General features: G+C 69.7%; 16 protein-coding genes. 8 read left to right on the forward strand and 8 right to left on the reverse strand.

Features of this window, described 5'->3' with window-relative positions:
- Window positions 1-20 precede the first annotated feature (20 nt).
- Window positions 21-1,181, forward strand: a complete 1,161-nt coding sequence (locus tag OH735_RS01770; RefSeq protein ID WP_406386365.1) for a Gfo/Idh/MocA family protein — start codon at window positions 21-23, stop codon at window positions 1,179-1,181.
- Between the two features lie 107 nt (window positions 1,182-1,288).
- Here OH735_RS01770 and OH735_RS01775 read toward each other — a convergent pair whose 3' ends face one another.
- The 3 genes from OH735_RS01775 to OH735_RS01785 form a co-directional block, all read right to left on the reverse strand.
- Window positions 1,289-3,058: a glycoside hydrolase family 35 protein gene (locus OH735_RS01775; protein ID WP_406378826.1), complete on the reverse strand. Its 1,770-nt coding sequence runs from the start codon at window positions 3,056-3,058 to the stop codon at window positions 1,289-1,291.
- Between the two features lie 311 nt (window positions 3,059-3,369).
- Window positions 3,370-4,317, reverse strand: a complete 948-nt coding sequence (locus tag OH735_RS01780; RefSeq protein ID WP_406378828.1) for an ROK family protein — start codon at window positions 4,315-4,317, stop codon at window positions 3,370-3,372.
- Window positions 4,314-6,017 carry a class I mannose-6-phosphate isomerase gene (locus OH735_RS01785; protein WP_406378830.1) on the reverse strand — a complete coding sequence of 568 codons (1,704 nt, stop codon included), beginning with the start codon at window positions 6,015-6,017 and terminating at the stop codon, window positions 4,314-4,316. The genes OH735_RS01780 and OH735_RS01785 overlap by 4 nt, the downstream gene beginning before the upstream one ends.
- Before the next feature lie 458 nt (window positions 6,018-6,475).
- Between OH735_RS01785 and OH735_RS01790 the strand changes: the two genes are divergently transcribed.
- The 4 genes from OH735_RS01790 to OH735_RS01805 all read left to right on the forward strand — a co-directional run bounded on the left by OH735_RS01790 (window position 6,476) and on the right by OH735_RS01805 (window position 10,448).
- Window positions 6,476-7,783: an ABC transporter substrate-binding protein gene (locus OH735_RS01790; RefSeq protein ID WP_406378831.1), complete on the forward strand. Its 1,308-nt coding sequence runs from the start codon at window positions 6,476-6,478 to the stop codon at window positions 7,781-7,783.
- Complete coding sequence (locus tag OH735_RS01795; protein ID WP_406378833.1) at window positions 7,780-8,796, forward strand: carbohydrate ABC transporter permease; 1,017 nt, start codon at window positions 7,780-7,782, stop codon at window positions 8,794-8,796. Before OH735_RS01790 ends, OH735_RS01795 begins: the two co-directional genes overlap by 4 nt.
- Complete coding sequence (locus tag OH735_RS01800) at window positions 8,793-9,701, forward strand: carbohydrate ABC transporter permease (protein ID WP_406378835.1); 909 nt, start codon at window positions 8,793-8,795, stop codon at window positions 9,699-9,701. Before OH735_RS01795 ends, OH735_RS01800 begins: the two co-directional genes overlap by 4 nt.
- Before the next feature lie 615 nt (window positions 9,702-10,316).
- Window positions 10,317-10,448: a hypothetical protein gene (locus OH735_RS01805; protein ID WP_406378837.1), complete on the forward strand. Its 132-nt coding sequence runs from the start codon at window positions 10,317-10,319 to the stop codon at window positions 10,446-10,448.
- 270 nt (window positions 10,449-10,718) lie between these two features.
- Here OH735_RS01805 and OH735_RS01810 read toward each other — a convergent pair whose 3' ends face one another.
- The 3 genes from OH735_RS01810 to OH735_RS01820 all read right to left on the reverse strand — a co-directional run bounded on the left by OH735_RS01810 (window position 10,719) and on the right by OH735_RS01820 (window position 13,453).
- On the reverse strand, window positions 10,719-11,897 hold the full coding sequence (locus tag OH735_RS01810) for an acyl-CoA dehydrogenase family protein (protein WP_406378838.1): 1,179 nt from the start codon (window positions 11,895-11,897) through the stop codon (window positions 10,719-10,721).
- 102 nt (window positions 11,898-11,999) lie between these two features.
- A complete protein-coding gene (locus OH735_RS01815) occupies window positions 12,000-13,157 on the reverse strand; it encodes a methyltransferase (protein ID WP_406378840.1) in 1,158 nt (385 codons plus the stop codon).
- 74 nt (window positions 13,158-13,231) lie between these two features.
- Window positions 13,232-13,453: a hypothetical protein gene (locus tag OH735_RS01820; RefSeq protein WP_406378842.1), complete on the reverse strand. Its 222-nt coding sequence runs from the start codon at window positions 13,451-13,453 to the stop codon at window positions 13,232-13,234.
- Window positions 13,454-13,704: 251 nt separating this feature from the next.
- On the opposite strand from OH735_RS01820, the gene OH735_RS01825 reads away from it, so the two are divergent.
- The 3 genes from OH735_RS01825 to OH735_RS01835 all read left to right on the forward strand — a co-directional run bounded on the left by OH735_RS01825 (window position 13,705) and on the right by OH735_RS01835 (window position 15,232).
- Window positions 13,705-14,544: an endonuclease I family protein gene (locus tag OH735_RS01825; protein ID WP_406378843.1), complete on the forward strand. Its 840-nt coding sequence runs from the start codon at window positions 13,705-13,707 to the stop codon at window positions 14,542-14,544.
- Between the two features lie 68 nt (window positions 14,545-14,612).
- Window positions 14,613-14,783, forward strand: coding sequence for a hypothetical protein (locus OH735_RS01830; protein WP_406386939.1), 171 nt, complete (start codon window positions 14,613-14,615; stop codon window positions 14,781-14,783).
- Window positions 14,784-14,908: 125 nt separating this feature from the next.
- Entirely contained in the window at window positions 14,909-15,232 is a 324-nt protein-coding gene (locus OH735_RS01835; protein ID WP_406378845.1) for a plasmid stabilization protein, read from the forward strand.
- 81 nt (window positions 15,233-15,313) lie between these two features.
- On the opposite strand, the gene OH735_RS01840 is transcribed toward OH735_RS01835, so the two are convergent.
- Window positions 15,314-16,717 (reverse strand): NADP-dependent succinic semialdehyde dehydrogenase, encoded by a 1,404-nt coding sequence (locus OH735_RS01840; RefSeq protein WP_406378846.1) that lies wholly within the window; start codon window positions 16,715-16,717, stop codon window positions 15,314-15,316.
- Window positions 16,718-16,887: 170 nt separating this feature from the next.
- Window positions 16,888-17,397, reverse strand: coding sequence for an ATP-binding protein (locus tag OH735_RS01845; RefSeq protein WP_406378848.1), 510 nt, complete (start codon window positions 17,395-17,397; stop codon window positions 16,888-16,890).
- Window positions 17,398-17,563: the final 166 nt, after the last annotated feature.

Raw genomic sequence — 17,563 nt, forward strand, 5'->3', positions numbered from 1 at the left:
CTTCTGAAAGGGCAAACACCTTGGACGACATCAGGCTCGGCGTCATCGGCCTGGGTAATCGCAGCGACCTGGCCCACCGGACCGGATCGGGCTCACTGGTGGCCGCCGCCTGCGACCGCGACCGACAGTTGCTGACGCGCGCCGAACAGCGATTCGGCACCCAGGTGCGGACCACTGCGGATCACCACGAGCTGCTCGACGCGGGACTCGACGGCGTGCTGGTGCTGACTCCGGACCACACGCACGAGGAGATCGGCCTGGACTTCCTTCAGGCCGGTGTACCGGTGTTCCTGGACAAACCGATGGCGATCACCACCGAGGGGTGTGACCGGCTGCTCGCGGCCTCCCACCGGTATCGGACCCCGCTGTACGTGGGCCACAACATGCGCCACATGCCGGTCGTGGTGGCCATGCGTGAACTGATCGTCAAGGGGGCGATCGGCGAGGTCAAGGCCGTCTGGTGCCGCCATTTCGTCGGCCACGGCGGGGACTTCTACTTCAAGGACTGGCACGCGGACCGACGCCTCACCACCGGCCTGCTGCTGCAGAAGGGCGCGCACGACATTGATGTCATCCATTGGCTGGCCGGCGGCTACACCCGGCGGGTGAACGCCATGGGCGGGCTGACGGTCTACGGGGACATCGACTCACACCGCGACCGCAGCGGGGAGCGGATGACCGAGTGGCTGTCGACGGAGAACTGGCCGCCGCTCAGCCAGACCGGTCTCCACCCGGTGGTGGACGTGGAGGACCTGAGCATGATGCAGATGCAGCTGGACAACGGAGTTCTCGCGAGCTACCAGCAGTGTCACTACACCCCCGACTACTGGCGCAACTACACGGTGATCGGCGCCGAAGGGCGCCTGGAGAACTTCGGCGACTCGGAGGGAGCGGAGGTCCACGTGTGGAACCGCCGCTCCGACGGCCGCGCCGAGGCCGATCTGGTGGTGCCCGTGCACACACCGACCGGCACGCACGGGGGCGCCGATCCCGTGCTGATGGCGGAATTCCTGCGGTTCGTACGGGACGGCGGAGCCACCGTGACCTCGCCCGTCGCGGCCCGCGAAGCGGTGGCCGCCGGCTACGCGGCCACCATGTCGTTGCGGGACGGCGGCCGGGCCGTCGAGGTCGCGGCCCCGGACCGGGAGTTGGCCGCGTACTTCGGGCACGGCCAGAGCTGATTCAGGCAGGCGGAGGGCCGGCGGAATCCCGTCGGCCCTCCGGGACTCGCTTCAGGTGGCTCCGGTCCGGAAAGACCACGGACCGGAGCCACTTGGCAGTCCGGAGGTCAGTCGGTCGGGCCCAGATCCGGGGCGTCGCAGAGCTCGATCCGCTCGCCCGGCCGGTGCAGTTCCAGGATCACGAGTTCATTTCGGCCGACCCGCCACACCGGGGCGGGAGCGTACAGGGTGCGCTGGGGTCCGCGGTCCCAGTAACGGCCGAGGGCGAAGCCGTTCAGCCACACCTGGCCCTTGGTCCAGCCAGGCAGGGCCAGGAAACCGTCGGCCGGTTCCGGTACCTCCAGCGTCGCACGGTGAAAGGCCGGGCCCTCGACCTGTTCGGCGGCCCCGAACCGCAGGCCTGCCAGATCGGTCAGCGGGAGGGGACGGATCTCCCAGTCGAACTGGTACTGGCCGTCGATCCGGACGCCGCCGCTGATGCCCTTGCGATCCTCCAGCAAGGGGCCGTAGTTGATCCGTCCCATGTTCTCCACCAGCAGGTCGAGTTCGGCACCGGTGTCGGGGACGTTGATCGGCAGCGCGTCGAGCGACCCTGTCCGCTCCAGGACGCCCAGCGGCACTCCGTCGAGGAACACCTGGGCCCGGTCCGCGAGGCCGTGCACGCGCAGGGTCGAGTCGGGGAAGGAGCCACGGAGCCAAGTGCGGTAGTGGATCAGCCCCAGTGACTGGCCCAGCACCTCCATCGGTTCCGGTGAGAGCCGCTGCCGAGGAGTGGAGAGCACGTCGAGGCAGTCCGCCAGCGCCACCGCACCGTTCGGCCGTCCCGTCTGCCGGGCGAGCCGGTCCGGTGTCGCGGGTATCGCGTACGGGATCGGGCCACGGTGCCGCTCGATCACCGCGCGGAACGCGTGGAACTTCTCGGTCAGCTCTCCGGCCTCACCGACCGGAGCGTCATAGTCGTAGCTGGTGCAGGTGGGCTGGTAGTCGGTCTCGTTGTGGTTGGCTCCGTTCCACCATCCGAAGTTCGTGCCGCCGTGGCCCATGTAGAGGTTGACCGAGGCGCCCTGAGCCAGCATCCGGCCCAGCTCCCCGGCGGCCTCGTCCGCGTTCCGTACGTGGTGGTGCTCGCCCCAGTGGTCGAACCAGCCGTGCCAGTACTCGGAGCACATCAGCGGGCCGGTCGGCTGGTGGCGGCGCAAGGTCGCCAGTGACTCCTCGGGCTGCGAGCCGAAGGTCGCGGTCGCCAGGGTGCCGGGCAGCATGCCCCCGCGCAGTACGCCGTCAGTGGCTCCGTCGGCGGTGAACAGCGGGCAGTCCCCGCCGCGTCGGATCAGACCCTGCCGCAGATGGTCGAGGTAGGGGGTGTCATGGCCGTAACTGCCGTACTCGTTCTCGACCTGGACGGCGATCACCGGCCCGCCCCGGCCGGCGAGCAGGGGGCGCAGGACTGGGATCAGCTGGTCGAACCAGGCGTCCACGGCGGCCAGATAGCGGTCGTCGGTCCGGCGCAGCCGCAGCCCGGGGTCGGCCAGCAGCCATGCGGGGAGGCCGCCGAACTCCCACTCGGCGCAGATGTAGGGGCCGGGTCGCACGATCACGTCCAGGTCGAGCCGGGCGGCGGTGCGCAGGAAGCGGGCGACATCGGCCTGTCCGGAGAAGTCGGTCTGCCCGGGAGTCGGCTGGTGCAGATTCCAGGCGATGCAGGTCTCGACGGTGTTGACGCCCATGGCGCGCAGCCGCAGCAGCCGGTCCTCCCACAGTTCGGGGTGGACCCGGAAGTAGTGGATGGCGGCGGAGACGATCTGGTGGGGGCGTCCCGCGCGCAGGAAGCTGCGCTCGGTCACGGTCAGTTCGGCGGTGGAACGGGGAGGGGTCACAGCTGTTCCCAGAGGGTCGGGGGTGTGGATGGACGAGGCCTCGTCGGGGGATCCGCTCTGCGCAATCCCCGGAAGAAGGCGGAAAGGGGTCCGGCCGACGTGCGCGAAGTGGTGCCGGCCGTACAGCGGGAAGCCGCTCAGCGTCGTGCCGCCGCCCGCGGGACGGTGGCCGGGGGCCGAGGGGCATGCGGGGCGGGGCCGGCGGCGTGCTGATGCGCCGCCGATGATGAAGTGAGGAGGGCACCGGGGTGAGACCTTTCTTCTCGTCCGTCATCCGGCTTCCTCCGGGTCCCGCACGTGCCGGGCCGGTGTCAGCGGGAGTCTCCGAGCGGAGCGGTGCGGTCGCCCGGCCGGCCGCACACCCCGGCCAGGTAGGCCGCGCCGAGCAGCGGGGCCTCGTCCGGCCGGTGCGCCGGGGTGATGACGACGCGTCGGTTGCGGACCGGATCGGCCTCGGCGAGCCCTGAGCGCAGCGGTTCGGCCAGGAGGTCCCAGGCCCCCGCGATGGCGCCCCCGACCACCAGAACCGTCGGTTCGAAGGCGGCGAGCAGTGGCCCGAGCACCCTTCCCAGGGCACGGAACGTCTCGGTGAACACCTCCGCCGCGGCCCGGTCCCCCTGCCGCGCCCGCCGGACGATCTCCCGGACGTCGGGCGGCGCCGCGCCGGTCGCCCGTGCGTAGGCCCGCCGTAGGGCACGCCGGGACACCGTCTCCTCCAGGGGTCCGCCCGCGTACCGCAGGTTGTGGACCCAGCCTTCGGGAGGGACCCCGGGGCCGTGCCGCAGTATCCGGCCGTCGCGCAGGAAGCAGGAACCCACACCGGTCCCGAGCGTGATACCGGCGACGGCGCGGTGCCCGCGCGCCGCCCCGGCCCACCACTCGCCGAGCACGAACGCTTCCGCGTCGTTGCAGAAGCTGAGCGCGGTGGCGCCGGGCAGTGACGCTGTCAGGGCGGCCCGCAGATCGACCCCCCGCAGGGCTTCGAACTTGCCGACTCCTTCGAACCGCCCGATCCCGCGCTCGTAGTCGAACGGACCGGGCAGTGCCACGGCCCATGGGCCCGCGCCGAGGCCGGACAGCCGGTCGGCGCAGCGGACGAGGGCCGACAGGATCTCCTCGGCACTGCCGTTACTGTCCACCGCCTCACGGAACGAGCGGCCGGACCGGAGGCCGCGGGCGCGGATGTCGACACCGGCCGCGGTCACATGGGTGCCGCCGACCTCGAGGACCGAGACGGTGGCCTCGTCGGCGGGGCTCACCGCACCAGCGCCTTCACATAGCGCACCGGTCCCCCGCCGAGGGCCCGCACCCGGTAGGCGCCGACCGCGGCGGGCACGGTCAGTGTCTCGGCGTACGCCAGCACATGGCGGTGGCCGCCACTGGTCTCCAGGAGGATTCCGTCGCCCTCCACGACGTTGAGGACGTGGAAGCGGTGGTCCGTGTCGTCGTCCGCGACGGTGTCCGGCACCAGTGCGATCCGCCGGACCTCGAAGAACATCTCCGGGAGGCGGCCGATGACGTCCTCGTGCCAGCCGTCGCCCGAGCGCAGGGTGCGCGGCCTGGGGACCAGGTCCCTGGCCACGGCTTCCCCCGACCGGTCCGGGTCCAGGTTTTCGAACGCGTGGCCGACGTGGACCGGCCGCTGCCTGCCTTCGCTGTCCTTGCGCAGCCAGTCGTAGAGGCGAAGGCTGTACAGGTACGGCGTCGCGCTGATCTCGAGTACGACATTGCCCTCGCCGCTGCCGTGCGGGGTGCCGCCCGGGATGAGGAAGATCTGGTGCGGATCGGCCGGGAAGGTCTGGACGTACTGTTCGATGTCGAACGGCACGCCGTCGTGGAACGCCCGGTCCGCCTCGTGTCGGAAGGCCGCGAGGTCGGCGTTTTGGCGCAGCCCCAGGAAAACCTGCCGGCCGGGCCCGCCGAGCATCATGTAGTAGGTCTCGTGCTGGGTGTACGGCCATCCGAATACGCGGCGCATGTAGTCCGACTGCGGGTGGCAGTGGACGGAGAGGTTGCCGCCGCCGACGGTGTCGAGGTAGTCGAAGCGGATCGGGAACGAGGTGCCGAACCTCGCGTGCACGTCGTCGCCGAGGATCTCCTCGGGGTGCGAGGCGACCAGTGCCTGCAGGGGGACCTCGACCCGCGGACCGTCCGGCGTACCCACCAGAATCCCGCTCTCGGGAGCGATGAGCTCGTAGCCCAGCGCGGTGTTGGCCCCCTCCTGGTTGAAGCCGAGCTGCTCCTGGGCCCAGTGTCCGCCCCAGGACGTGGTGTTGAAGGTGGGGCGGGTACGGAAGGGCCGCCCGGCCAGATCTGCGAGGGCGGCGCGCAGGACGGCGCCCTCCAGCCAGGACGGGGCCTGCGCGTCCTGGGTGTCCAGCCACAGGTCGACGCCGGAGACGAGGGTGTCGCGGTGCCGGTCAAGGACGGGCCAGTCGATGTAGAAGAGCCGACGGGTCGTGCCCGCCCCGGTGCCGGCGGGCTGCCCCAGGTTGCGGCCGGTCCCGCCGGTGATCTGGGCCTCGGCGTACCGCTTGGGCAGGTCCGCGTACCAGAGCCGGTCGTGCGGCACCAGGGCCGCGCCCGGTCCGAAGACGACCGTTACGGTGTCGTCGGCGGCCCCGGGCTCCGGCAGCCCCGTGAAGAAGTCGGCGAGCCCGGCCCGGGACAGCGGGGCGAAGTCCGGGTCGTCCTCCAGTACCGCGGAGGCGGTCAGGGCAAGGACGTCCGGCCAGGGCGCGAAGTGCTCGCGCAGGTCGGTCTGTTTGGTCGCGACGGCGCGGGCGGCCAGCGCCTCACAGATCCCGGCGGCAACCGCCTCCCAGTCCACGGCCACCGGGCCGTCGACGGCGAGGACAAGACCCGGGGCGAGTCCGGCGACCGCCTCCCGGTACCCGGCGCCCACCTCTGCGGAGATGCTGTAACACGGTTCGGCTTCATAGCCGCGAACTTCCGACATGACGGTGTCAGCCTTTCTGTCTCTCGGTAGGGCTTGCTGATCGTGCGGCTCAGGCCGCTCCTGCGACGAGGGCCGGGAGCACCGCACTCGGCGTGACGCCGCGGCCAAGCGGCGCAGGCGCCGACCGCGCCATGATCGGGACCGGACCGCAGTGCGACGGCGGGATCACGGCCGACGCGGCGATGAAGGCAGGCTCGCAGCCGGTTCAATGTCCATCCGTTATTTCTGAGCTACGGACCTCCACGGATGAAATGTATCCGATCTATGGTCTTGACGTCACGGAGCGCCCCACAAATACTGAGCTTCGCCTCGCGGTGGATACAAGTACCGGACCTCAGCGCCTCGGGAAACTACAGCCCCACCCCTCGACCTTCGAGGGCAGCACCAGGCTCCTCACGTTCAACGTGCCCAAGAATCTGAGCAATTTCCAGTTCTTCGCAACGGGAAGGTGCACATAAATGCTTGCTAAGTTGGCCGCGCGCTCCAGAAGGCGCGCCGTACTCGGGAGTTTGTCCGCGGCCGCCCTGGTCCTGACAGCGGCGGCGTGCGGAGGGAGCGGCACCGACAAGGCCGCCGGCGGCACCGTCCACCTGGAGTTCTGGGGCTGGGCCCCCGGCTACGACAAGTCGGCCGAGCTGTTCAACGCCACCCACAAGAACATCAAGGTCACCTTCAAGAAGCTGCCGTCCGGTGGCCAGGGCGGCTACGACAAGATGCTCTCGGCGGTGAAGGCGGGCAACGCCCCCTGTCTGGCACAGATCGGCTTCGAGTCCATACCCACGTTCCTGCTCGAGGGCGCCCTGGAGGACGTCTCCCAGGAGGCCGGTGCCGCGAAGGACAAGTTCGTTCCGTGGACGTGGAACCAGGTCACCGTCGCGGGCAGGACCTACGGCATCCCGGTCGACACGGGCCCGATGGCCATGTACTACCGCAAGGACGTCTTCAAGAAGTACGGCATCGCGGTGCCGACGACCTGGGACGAGTACGCCAAGGCGGCCGAGAAGCTGCACAAGGCCGACCCCGAGGCCCACATCGTGAACCTGCGGGCGATCACCCTGTCCGGCCTGGCCTGGCAGAAGGGCGCCAGGTGGTTCGGCACCGAGGGCGACGCGTGGCACGTCGGCGTCAACGACGACCAGTCCCGGCAACTCGCCGACTACTGGCAGCAGTTGGTGGACAAGAAGCTGGTGGCCACGGACCAGGGCTACAGCCCCGCGTGGTGGAGCGGCCTGCAGTCCGGCAAGGTGGCCACGGCGATCGGCGCGGTCTGGCTGAACCCGCTGATCGCCCAGAACGCCCCCAAGGCCAAGGGCAAGTTCGCCGTCGCCCCGATGCCGCAGTGGACCGCCGGGGAGAAGAAGTTCGGCAACGACGGCGGCGGCAGCACGGCTGTGCTCAAGGGCTGTCAGCACAAGGACGAGACAGTCGAGTTCGCCACCTGGATGAGCACCGACCCCGACAGCCTCAAGAACCTGATCACGAAGACCGGCATCTACCCGGCCGCCACCGCCGGACTCGAGCTGCCCGAAGTGAACAAGGGCGTGGACTACTACGGCGGCCAGAACATCTACAAGGTGTTCGGCGAAGCCGCCCAGCACACGGACACGAGCTGGCAGTGGGGTCCCACGCAGTCGCAGTTCGGTGTCGATCTGGACGAGGCGACCGCCAACGCCTACGCCGGTTCCGGCACGCTGTTCGACGCGTTCGACAACGTACAGAAGAAGACGCTCGCGGCGATCAAGTCCAAGGGCGTGAAGGTCAGATGACCCGCGATGCGGACTCCCCTCCGGTGCCGGTCGCGGACCTGCCGGCGCCGTCGGGCGATCACGGTCCGGACCGGCTCACCGGTGCCCCGGGCCGGGAGCGGCGGCCGTCGCGCGGCCGCTCCGGCAGCAGGCTCGCCGCCCGGCGCAACCGCTCCGCCGCCGTGCTGCTCGCCCCGTTCGGCGTCCTGTTCCTGGCCGTGTTCGTCATCCCGATCGGGTACGCCGTCCATCAGAGCCTGTTCCGGGTGGAGCGCTCCGGGCTCGGCTTCGGGGCGCCGCGCACCGTCTTCGCCGGCCTGGACAACTACACGAGGGTGCTCACCGACAGCACGTTCCTGAAGGGCGTGGGCAGGGTCCTGGTCTTCGGCCTCGTCCAGGTGCCGGTGATGCTGGGTCTCGCCCTGCTCCTCGCCCTGCTCCTCGACTCCCAAGTAGCACGGTTCAAGCGCTTCTTCCGCGTGACGTACTTCCTGCCGTTCGCGATCCCAGGTGTGATCGCGGCGGTGCTGTGGGCCTTCCTCTACATGCCCGGCATCAGTCCGTTGAACGACGTCGGCAGGAGCATCGGCGCAGACGTCGACTTCCTCTCCCACGACGTGATCCTCTTCTCGATCGGCAACATCGTCACCTGGTCCTGGACCGGCTACAACATGCTGATCATCTACACCTCGCTGCAGTCCGTCCCCAAGGAGCTGTACGAGGCCGCCGAGCTGGACGGATGCTCCGGATTCCGGATCGCCTGGCACATCAAGGTGCCACTGGTGCGCCCGGCCCTCACCCTGACCGGCGTCTTCTCCATCATCGGCACGCTGCAGTTGTTCGGCGAACCGATGGTGCTGCGCCCCATGACCGCCGCGATCAGCAGCAACTACACCCCGGTGATGCTCTCCTACCAGGCTGCCTTCGGCCTCAACGACTACAACTTCGCCGCGGCCGTCGCGGTGGTCCTGGCCCTTGCCACATTCGCCCTGTCCTACGGCTTCCTGCGCCTGAGCACACGAGGATCGCGATGAGCACGCAGCCCACAGCCCGACACCGCAGGTCCGACACCGGGCGGACAGCGCCGCCCGCCCGCCGTCGCGGCACCTCGGCCGCCCGACTGAGCACCACCGTGCTGCTGTTCGCGATCGCGGGCTACTTCCTGCTGCCGATCTGGTGGCTGATCGTCTCGGCGACGAAATCCAACGGCGACCTGTTCGGCAGCAACGGCTTCTGGTTCGGCTCGCACTTCCACCTCGCCGACAACCTCACGAAGGTCTTCCGGCACAGCGACGGTATCTTCGGCCGCTGGCTCCTCAACAGCCTTCTGTACTGCGGGGCTGGGGCCCTGGTGGCCACCCTGTTCGCCGCGATGGCCGGATACGCCCTGGCCAAATATCCCTTCAAAGGCCGGGAGAGTGTCTTCGCCGTGATCCTCGGCGCGGTGCTCATCCCCCCGCCGCTGCTCGCCCTCCCGCTGTATCTGCTCGCCTCGTCGACCGGCCTCGTCAACACGTACTGGTCGGTGCTGATCCCGAGCGCCGTCACCCCCTTCGGGGTCTACCTCGCCCGCGTCTACGCCGAAGCCTCCGTGCCCGACGAACTCACCGACGCCGCCCGGGTCGACGGTGCGGGAGAACTCCGGATCTTCTTCACCATCGCCCTGCGGCTGATGTCGCCCGCGCTGGTCACCATCTGCCTGTTCCAGTTCGTGGGGATCTGGAACAACTTCTTCCTGCCACTGATGATGCTCGCCGACGACTCACGCTGGCCGCTCACCCTGGGTCTCTACTTCTGGAACAGCCAGCTTCGGGACCAGCCCTGGTACGACATCGTCGTCACGGGCTCCCTGGTGTCGGTGGTCCCCCTCTGTATCGCCTTCCTCGCCCTCCAGCGGTTCTGGCGCTCGGGGCTGTCCGCCGGAAGCCTCAAGAGCTGACGCGCGGACAGTTCCGTGCTGATCAGCTGTGGCGAGTGTTGCGGACTTCTCTCAGCATGTGAGGGCAGTGGCCCACTCGAGGAAGGCGTGGAAGTGGGAGCCGGATCGCTCGTGCCGGATGGTGAGGCGCCGGTGGCCGAAGAGCCGGGCGATGGACCGCTCGGTCCTCCAGCGGTGCCGGCCGAGCTGTTCGCCGGACTTGGTGCCCGACCGTGCGATGCGTGGGACGACTCCCCGCTCGCGCGGCCAGGCCAGATGCTCGGCGGAGAAGTAAGCCTTGTCCGCGCGGAGTTCGGCCGGGCGTCGTCGACGGGTTCCGCGTCGGGAGCGGATGGGGGGGGTATGCCGCAGGCCGGCGACTTGAGGGCGAGGCTCTCGTGCATGTTGGCGCCGGTCATGGCGGCGCTGAGCGGGACGCCCTGAAGCTCGGCCAGCAGATGCAGTCCGCTGCCCTGCTTGCCGCGAGCGACCGGGGGCGGCCCGGTCAGCGAACGCCCTCTTTCGCCCGCTCCGAGGCGGCGTCAACGATCGCATATGTCCAGTCGAGCTCAGCCTGGCCGCCGAGTTCGTCCAGGACCGCCCGGTTCGATCCGCGCCACAGCCCCGCCTTGGCCCATGAGGTGCGCCGTCGCGGGCGACATCCCGGACGTCTCCAGCAGGGGCCGCCAGGCACCCCCGCTGGTCGGCATGTACACCACCGCCGTTAATCCGACCCGCTCGTCCAGCCGCGCGGTTCCGCCGCCCTGAGGGCGGGAGTTGAACGACGACAGCAACGGAACGCCAAGTTCCGACAGACCGTCAGGAACCAGCCACCGCGACAGATCGGCGCCCCCGAAGAGACGTCGTGCCGCAGCTCACACCACCACGTGGGGCATCCCCTCAGTCCGAACCTTCGTGGTGCCCTGCCGTGGTCGCGGCACGTCCTTCCCGTCGGAGCCGGCATCCCGATGACTGCCGGCTGCAGCCGGTGCCAACCATGCCTCTCCTGTGCCAACTATGAATCCTCGTCACAGCCGCTCACCGTCGTACGCGCGGCATCCCCAGGCCGATCCACGAGATGATTTCCCGTTGGATCTCATTGTTGCCGCCGCCGAAGGTGAAGATGACGGCGGACCGGTATCCGCGTTCGAGTTCGCCGTGGAGTACGGCGCCCGCCGACCCTTCCTTGAGCGGTCCGGCCGAGCCGACGACCTCCATCAGCCAGGCGTAGGCGTCGCGGCGGGCCTCGGAGCCGTAGACCTTGACGGCGGAGGCGTCCTGCGGAGTGAGGGTTCCGTTCTGGACCGCGGACACCATCTGCCAGTTGAGGAGCTTCATGGCGTCGAGCCTGGTGTGGGTGCGGGCGAGGAGGGTGCGGACCCAGCCGAGGTCGACGACGCGGCGGCCATCGGCGAGTGCGGTGTCCGCCGCCCAGCGCTGGACGTTGTGGAGGGCGCGGACGGCCATGGTGCCGTGGGCAGCGAGGGTGACGCGTTCGTGGTTGAGCTGATTGGTGATCAGCCGCCAGCCCTTGTTCTCCTCGCCGACGCGGCGCGAGACGGGGACGCGGATGTTCTCGTAGTAGCTGGCGGTGGTGTCGTGCGAGGCGAGGGTGTTGATCAGGGTGCAGGAGTAGCCGGGGTCGCTCGTCGGGACGAGCAGCATGGTGATGCCCTTGTGCGGGGGCTCGTCCGGGTCGGTGCGGACGGCGAGCCAGACCCAGTCCGCGGTGTCGCCGTTGGTGGTCCAGATCTTCTGCCCGTTCACGACGTAGTCGTCGCCGTCGCGTACGGCGCGGGTCTTGAGCGCGGCGAGGTCCGTGCCCGCGTCGGGTTCGCTGTAGCCGATCGCGAAGTCGATCTCGCCGGCGAGGACCTTCGGCAGGAAATAGGCCTTCTGCTCGTCGGTGCCGAACTGCATGATCGTCGGGCCGACGGTGTTGAGGGCCATCAGCGGAAGCGGTACGCCCGCCTGGGCGGCCTCGTCGAAGAAGATGAACTGTTCCATCGGGGACAGTCCGCGGCCGCCGTACTCCGTCGGCCAGCCGACGCCGAGCCAGCCGTCGGTGCCCAGGCGCCGGATCGTCTCCCGGTAGAAGCGTTTCTGTACGGCGGGGTCGGCATGGCGCGCGTAGGCGTTGTCGGGGACCAGGCCGGCGAAGTACGTACGCAGTTCGGCGCGCAACTGCTGCTGTTCAGGCGTGTATTCGAGGTGCACGGCCCCTCCAGGAGTCTCGCGGTCGCGTCGCCCGTGTGCGGCGGCGCACACAGTAGAACGTGTTGCAAGAATCCGGAAGGGCCAAAGCGCCCCCGGCAAGCGTCAGCGCTTGACGGCGCGCAGGACGACGAACTTCGGGTTGCCCGCGACCGTGGTGCAGTTGCCGAAGGTCCGGCGCAGCTGGGTGTGGTAGCCGAGGTGCCGGTTTCCGACGACCCACAGCTCACCGCCCGGCCGCAGTGCGGCGCGCGCCGTGTGGAACATGGTGCGGGCCGTCGCGTCGGTGGTGGCCTGGTGGGAGTGGAACGGCGGGTTGTTGAGGACCAGGTCCACACTGGCGGGCGGCAGCTGTGTCAGCCCGTCGCCGACCAGGAACTCTGCCGTGGCGTCCGGGGCGGTGTTGGTCCGGAAGGTCTCCTCGGCGGAGGCGACCGCCTGGTACGACTCGTCGACGAAGGTGACCGTCGCTTCGGGGTTGGCGAGCGCGGCGGACAGTCCGACGACGCCGTTTCCGCAGCCGAGGTCGACGATCCGGTCGGGGCCGGTGCGCGCGGGGAGGTGGCCGAGGAAGAAGCGGGTGCCGATGTCGAGGCGCTCGGCGCAGAAGATCCCGGCGTGGTTGGTGACGGTCCGGCCGGAGACCGGACCGACGTCCCCGGGCAGTTCGTAGCGGTACGGCCAGGGGCTGGGCGTACGGGGCAGGGCCGGGTTTGGGGTGCAGAAGATGAGCCGGGCCTTCTTGACCGCGAGGGAGGTACGGGTCGGGCCGATGATCCGCTCGAAGAGCTTGAGGGTGGAGGTGTGGATCTCCTTGACCATGCCGGTTGCGATGACGACGGTGCCCGCGTGAACGGCCGGCGCGAGCCGGTGGAGCTGGTCCTCCAGGAGCGCGAGGCTCTTGGGGACGCGTACCAGCAGGACGTCGATCCGGTCCGGCGGGGTGTCCCTGGCCGACAGGAGACGTACGGCGTCCGCGGCCGTGCCGTTGCGTTCCAGGTTCGCGCGGGTGGCGCGCTGCGCCAGGTAGGAGTCGGTGATCTGTACGGGGCGGTGCGCGGCCAGCACCGTGCTCAGGGCGCCCCAGCGGTCGCCCACCACGACCACGGTGCCCGACAGGCCGACCGGTTCCGACCCGTCGCTCCCCTCCAGCCGCCGCAGCAGATACTCATCGGCAGCGTCCCAGGCGCGGAACGGGTCGCGCGGGTTCTCGGGGAAGCGGGCCAGATCGTACCCGGCCCCTGACGTCGTCAAACGGTTCATTGTGCACCCAGGCTAGCCGAGCCGCGGGGAGTGCCCACACACTCCCCGCGCCACCCGGACCGCCTGGCCGCGGACTACGGCAGTGCCTTGTCGATCGCGGACCGGCCCTCCTGGGCGAGCCTGCGCTCCGCCCACTGAAGATTCTTCGGGGTCAGGTCCCGCCCGGAGGCGAGTACCAGGTCCTCTGCCGACGGATGGTCGCTCCCGCCGGTGTGCAAGAGGCTGTCGGGAGTCACTCCCCGCAGCGTGGGAGTGACTCCTGCGGCTGCGGATACGGATTCGGGCTCGTCACTCATGCCGCCTCCTCGTCCTTTCGGTCATTCTCGCCCCGCGCCCGGCCCGCCGCATCCGATGCACCCGCGATCCGCTCCCGGCGCCACGGATACAGCCCTCACTTGACCTGCACATGATAAGTACACAGCGTTCACACCAGGGTCACGGTGCGTGTGGAAGGCTCCCGCTGACCACGTACCACACGACCACCGCGGCGCCGCCCCCACCCTGCGGCGGCTTCGTGGTGCCCGCATTTTCGGAGAGGACACCCCACATGTCCCGTCGTCACCTGCACTACCGGCGCCCCTTGCTGGCGACCCTGGCCGCGTTCGCGGTACTCGCCGGCACCGCGGCCGCCGCACCGGCCGCCACAGCCCGGGCAACCGCACCCGAGGCAGCGCCCGTCACCACGACACCGCTCCGGACCCTCGACGACACGTACTACGAGGACGCGCTCGGCAAGTCCGGAACCGCGCTCAAGAGCGCGCTGCACACGATCATCAGCAACCAGACCAAGATCTCCTACAGCCAGGTCTGGGACGCCCTCAAGAACACGGACGAGGACCCCGCCAACCCCTCGAACGTGATCCTCCTCTACACCGGACGCTCCAAGCCCAAGAGCGACAACGGCGGCTCGGTCGGCCAGTGGAACCGCGAACACGTCTGGGCCAAGTCCCACGGCGACTTCGGCACCGCCACCGGCCCCGGCACCGACATCCACCACCTGCGCCCGGCGGATGTCACCGTCAATTCCATCCGCGGCAACAAGGACTTCGACAACGGCGGCAGCGCGGTCAGCGGCGCACCGGGCAACTACACCGACAGCGACTCCTTCGAACCGCGCGACGCGGTCAAGGGCGACGTGGCCCGCATGATCCTGTACATGGCGGTGCGCTACGAGGGCGACGACGCCTTCCCCGACCTCGAACCCAACGACAAGGTGTCCAACGGTTCCGCACCGTACATCGGCCGCCTCTCGGTACTGAAGGCGTGGAGCCAGGAGGACCCGCCGGACAGCTTCGAGAAGCGGCGCAACGACGTCATATTCGACCGGTACCAGCACAACCGGAACCCGTTCATCGATCACCCGGAGTGGGTCAAGTCGATCTGGTAGCCGGGCCCGGCCGCGAGCAGGCTCCTCGCCCGCCGTTGCAGCCGGCCTGGCCGCTCGCGTAGCAGGTCATGGCCTTCGCACGAGAGGCGAGCGGGCCGAAGGTCCGCATGCTCGCCCTGCTCCCCGTCGCCGGGGAGCAGGGCGATTCGGTCCGCCGGTTCGGCCGTCAGCCCCGCTCGGCCTGCGCGATCCGGGGGAACGTCTTGACTCCGGCCGCCTTGCTGCTGTTGGCGTGCTGACTGACGGTCCGGCCGGGCAACCCGCCGTTCGCCGCACCGGAACGCGACAGGCGTGCGGGGCTCCAAGGCCGCTGGGACACTGGAGAGAACCCCGATCGGACCCCGGCGAGAGGAGTGATCGCACCATGCCACACGGATCCAACCCCAAACGGGAACGGCAGTACGAACACATCAAGGAGAGCGCTCAGGAGCGCGGGGTCAGCGAGGACCGGGCCGAAGAGATCGCGGCCCGTACCGTCAACAAGGAGCGCGCCCGCGCCGGTGAGTCGAAGACCGCGAGCCGCACCTCCATCGAGGACATGTCGTCCTCCCGGCGCGGCGGTCTGCGCTCCCACAGCGGAGCCGGGGGGCCGACACGCGAGCAGCTCTACGAAGAGGCGAAGAAGAAGAACGTCCACGGGCGGTCGCACATGACGAAGGCCGAGCTGGAACGAGCGCTCGGCCGCTGAGCCCGCAGACCGGGCCCGGAGCGGTGTCAGCCCGTTCCGGGCCCGGAGCGTGCGAAGGGGCGTGATCCAGACGAAAAGACCCTAGGGGCCGTACCAGACCGTGGTCGCGTTGCAGAACTCGCGGATGCCGTGGCCGGCGAGTTCGCGTCCGTAGCCGGAGCGCTTCACTCCGCCGAAGGGCAGCGCGGGGTGCGACGCCGTCATGCCGTTGAAGAAGACACCGCCCGCCTCCAGATCGCGCACGCAGCGGCCGGCCTCCTCCGCGTCGCGGGTCCAGACGTTGGAGCTGAGGCCGAAGGGGCTGTCGTTGGCGAGTTCCACGGCTTCGTCGAGCCCTTCGACGCGGTAGAGCGTGGCGACGGGGCCGAAGGTCTCCTCGCGGTGGATGCGCATGGCGGGCGTGATCCCGGTGAGGACGGTGGGGGCGTAGAACCAGCCGCGCTCCAGCTCCGGCCCCAGGCCGTCGGGCCGGCTGCCGCCGCACAGCACGCGCGCTCCCTGCCGCACCGCGTCGTCCACCAGCTCCTCCAGGTCGGCGCGGCCCTGTTCGCTGGAGAGGGGGCCGACATCGGTGGCCTCCTGGAGCGGGTCGCCGACGGTCAGATCGCGCATGCCCACGGTGAACCGCTCGGCGAACTCGTCGTACACGTCCGTGTGCACGATGAACCGTTTGGCGGCGATGCAGGACTGGCCGTTGTTCTGCACCCGGGCGGTCACGGCCGTACGGGCGGCCCTGGCGACGTCCGCCGACGGCAGGACGAGGTACGGGTCGCTGCCGCCCAACTCCATGACGGTGTGCTTCACCTCGTCGCCGGCGATGGACGCGACCGAGCGCCCGGCCGGTTCACTGCCGGTGAGGGTGGCGGCGGCGACCCGGCGGTCGCGCAGGATCGACTCGACCGCTCCGGATCCCACCAGCAGGGTCTGGAAGCATCCCGCCGGGTATCCGGCCCGGCGGAACAGGCCCTCCAGGTACATCGCCGTCTGCGGGACGTTGGACGCATGCTTGAGCAGCCCGACGTTCCCGGCCATCAGGGCGGGTGCGGCGAACCGGACGACCTGCCAGAGCGGGAAATTCCACGGCATCACGGCGAGGACCGCGCCCAATGGTCGGTAATGGACATAGGCCCGGGACGCGCCGGAGTCCCGCACATCGGCCGCCGACGGGTGCTCGTCCGCGAGGAGTTCCTCGGCCTGGGCCGCGTACCAGCGCATCGCCTTCACGCATTTGGCGGCCTCCGCGCGGGCCGCCTTGACGGGTTTGCCCATTTCGGTGGTCATGGTGCGCGCGATGTCCTGCTGGTCCTCCTCGAGGTGGCCCGCGGCCGCGTTCAGCAGGTGGGCCCGTTCACCGAATCCCGTGGTGCGGTACTGCCGGAACGCGGTCACGGCGGCGTCGAGCTTCTGCTCGATCTCGGCCTCCGCGAGCGCGTCGAACGTTCTGAGGGTTTCACCGTTCGCGGGGTTGACCGTCGCGATGGGCATGGCTCTGCTCTCCTTGCCTCGGTACTTCGACCGTGCCGCGCCGTGCGCCGTGCCGCAATGCGGGCCCTGCCGGGCGGATACCCTCCCGGCGCGGACCGTGCGTGCGGTGTGCACGCCGGCCGCGCCGGGAGGGTGAAACGCTCAGCGGGTACGAGGGTGGGCCGCCCGCCTCAGACGAGGGCGGGGGCGGTATCGGACGCCGCCGTCGCTTCGGGAACGGCCACCTCCGGGACGGCGGCCGGCGGGCGGCGGGACTCCAGCACCCCGGGCAGCGGCGCCGTCGGCACCAGCTCGACGGTGCGCGGCTCCTTCGCGTACCGGGTGAACCAGACGACCTTGCCCTCGGCCGTCCGGCAGGTGCCCCAGCTGTCGCTCAGCGCCATGACGCGGCTGAGACCGCCGCCGGTGCTGAGCAGCCGCGGCATCTCGGCGCCGTTGTCGGCGACGGAGACCGTGAGATGCCGCCCCGACCAGCGGAGTTCGACGACACAGTTGTTGTTGTCACCGACATGCCGGTGGACATTGGTCAGCAGCTCCTTCACACCCCGGCACACCGGCCGGATGTGGAGTTCGAGACTCCAGTGGCGTAGGTGCGCTGCGATTATTCGCCGCAGCTGACACACACGCTCTGCCGAAACCTGGAGTTCGACCGAGTAGTGCCGGTCGAGTGGAACGGTCATCGTCGAGGCTCCTCACATCGAGGCCCACTGACTTCGCCTCATTGAACCAACGACCCCCGAACACGAAGAGTGAGCAGATGTCACTTCTGGGTCACTCCACAGGGTGACTCGGCAGAGCCGGTTGCGCAACACAGGAGATGGCGGGCCGGCCGTACGGAAAGGATCC

It is taken from the genome of Streptomyces sp. NBC_01618 (assembly GCF_045209435.1).
In the GTDB taxonomy this organism is placed as follows: domain Bacteria; phylum Actinomycetota; class Actinomycetes; order Streptomycetales; family Streptomycetaceae; genus Streptomyces.

Coding starts and splice junctions, on each gene's coding strand:
- OH735_RS01785 (WP_406378830.1), bottom strand. CDS start 6,017: ATGTCGGAAGTTCGCGGCTATGAAGCCGAACCGTGTTACAGCATCTCC.
- OH735_RS01790 (WP_406378831.1), top strand. CDS start 6,476: ATGCTTGCTAAGTTGGCCGCGCGCTCCAGAAGGCGCGCCGTACTCGGG.
- OH735_RS01795 (WP_406378833.1), top strand. CDS start 7,780: ATGACCCGCGATGCGGACTCCCCTCCGGTGCCGGTCGCGGACCTGCCG.
- OH735_RS01800 (WP_406378835.1), top strand. CDS start 8,793: ATGAGCACGCAGCCCACAGCCCGACACCGCAGGTCCGACACCGGGCGG.
- OH735_RS01805 (WP_406378837.1), top strand. CDS start 10,317: ATGAGGTGCGCCGTCGCGGGCGACATCCCGGACGTCTCCAGCAGGGGC.
- OH735_RS01815 (WP_406378840.1), bottom strand. CDS start 13,157: ATGAACCGTTTGACGACGTCAGGGGCCGGGTACGATCTGGCCCGCTTC.
- OH735_RS01820 (WP_406378842.1), bottom strand. CDS start 13,453: ATGAGTGACGAGCCCGAATCCGTATCCGCAGCCGCAGGAGTCACTCCC.
- OH735_RS01825 (WP_406378843.1), top strand. CDS start 13,705: ATGTCCCGTCGTCACCTGCACTACCGGCGCCCCTTGCTGGCGACCCTG.
- OH735_RS01830 (WP_406386939.1), top strand. CDS start 14,613: ATGGCCTTCGCACGAGAGGCGAGCGGGCCGAAGGTCCGCATGCTCGCC.
- OH735_RS01835 (WP_406378845.1), top strand. CDS start 14,909: ATGCCACACGGATCCAACCCCAAACGGGAACGGCAGTACGAACACATC.
- OH735_RS01840 (WP_406378846.1), bottom strand. CDS start 16,717: ATGCCCATCGCGACGGTCAACCCCGCGAACGGTGAAACCCTCAGAACG.
- OH735_RS01845 (WP_406378848.1), bottom strand. CDS start 17,397: ATGACCGTTCCACTCGACCGGCACTACTCGGTCGAACTCCAGGTTTCG.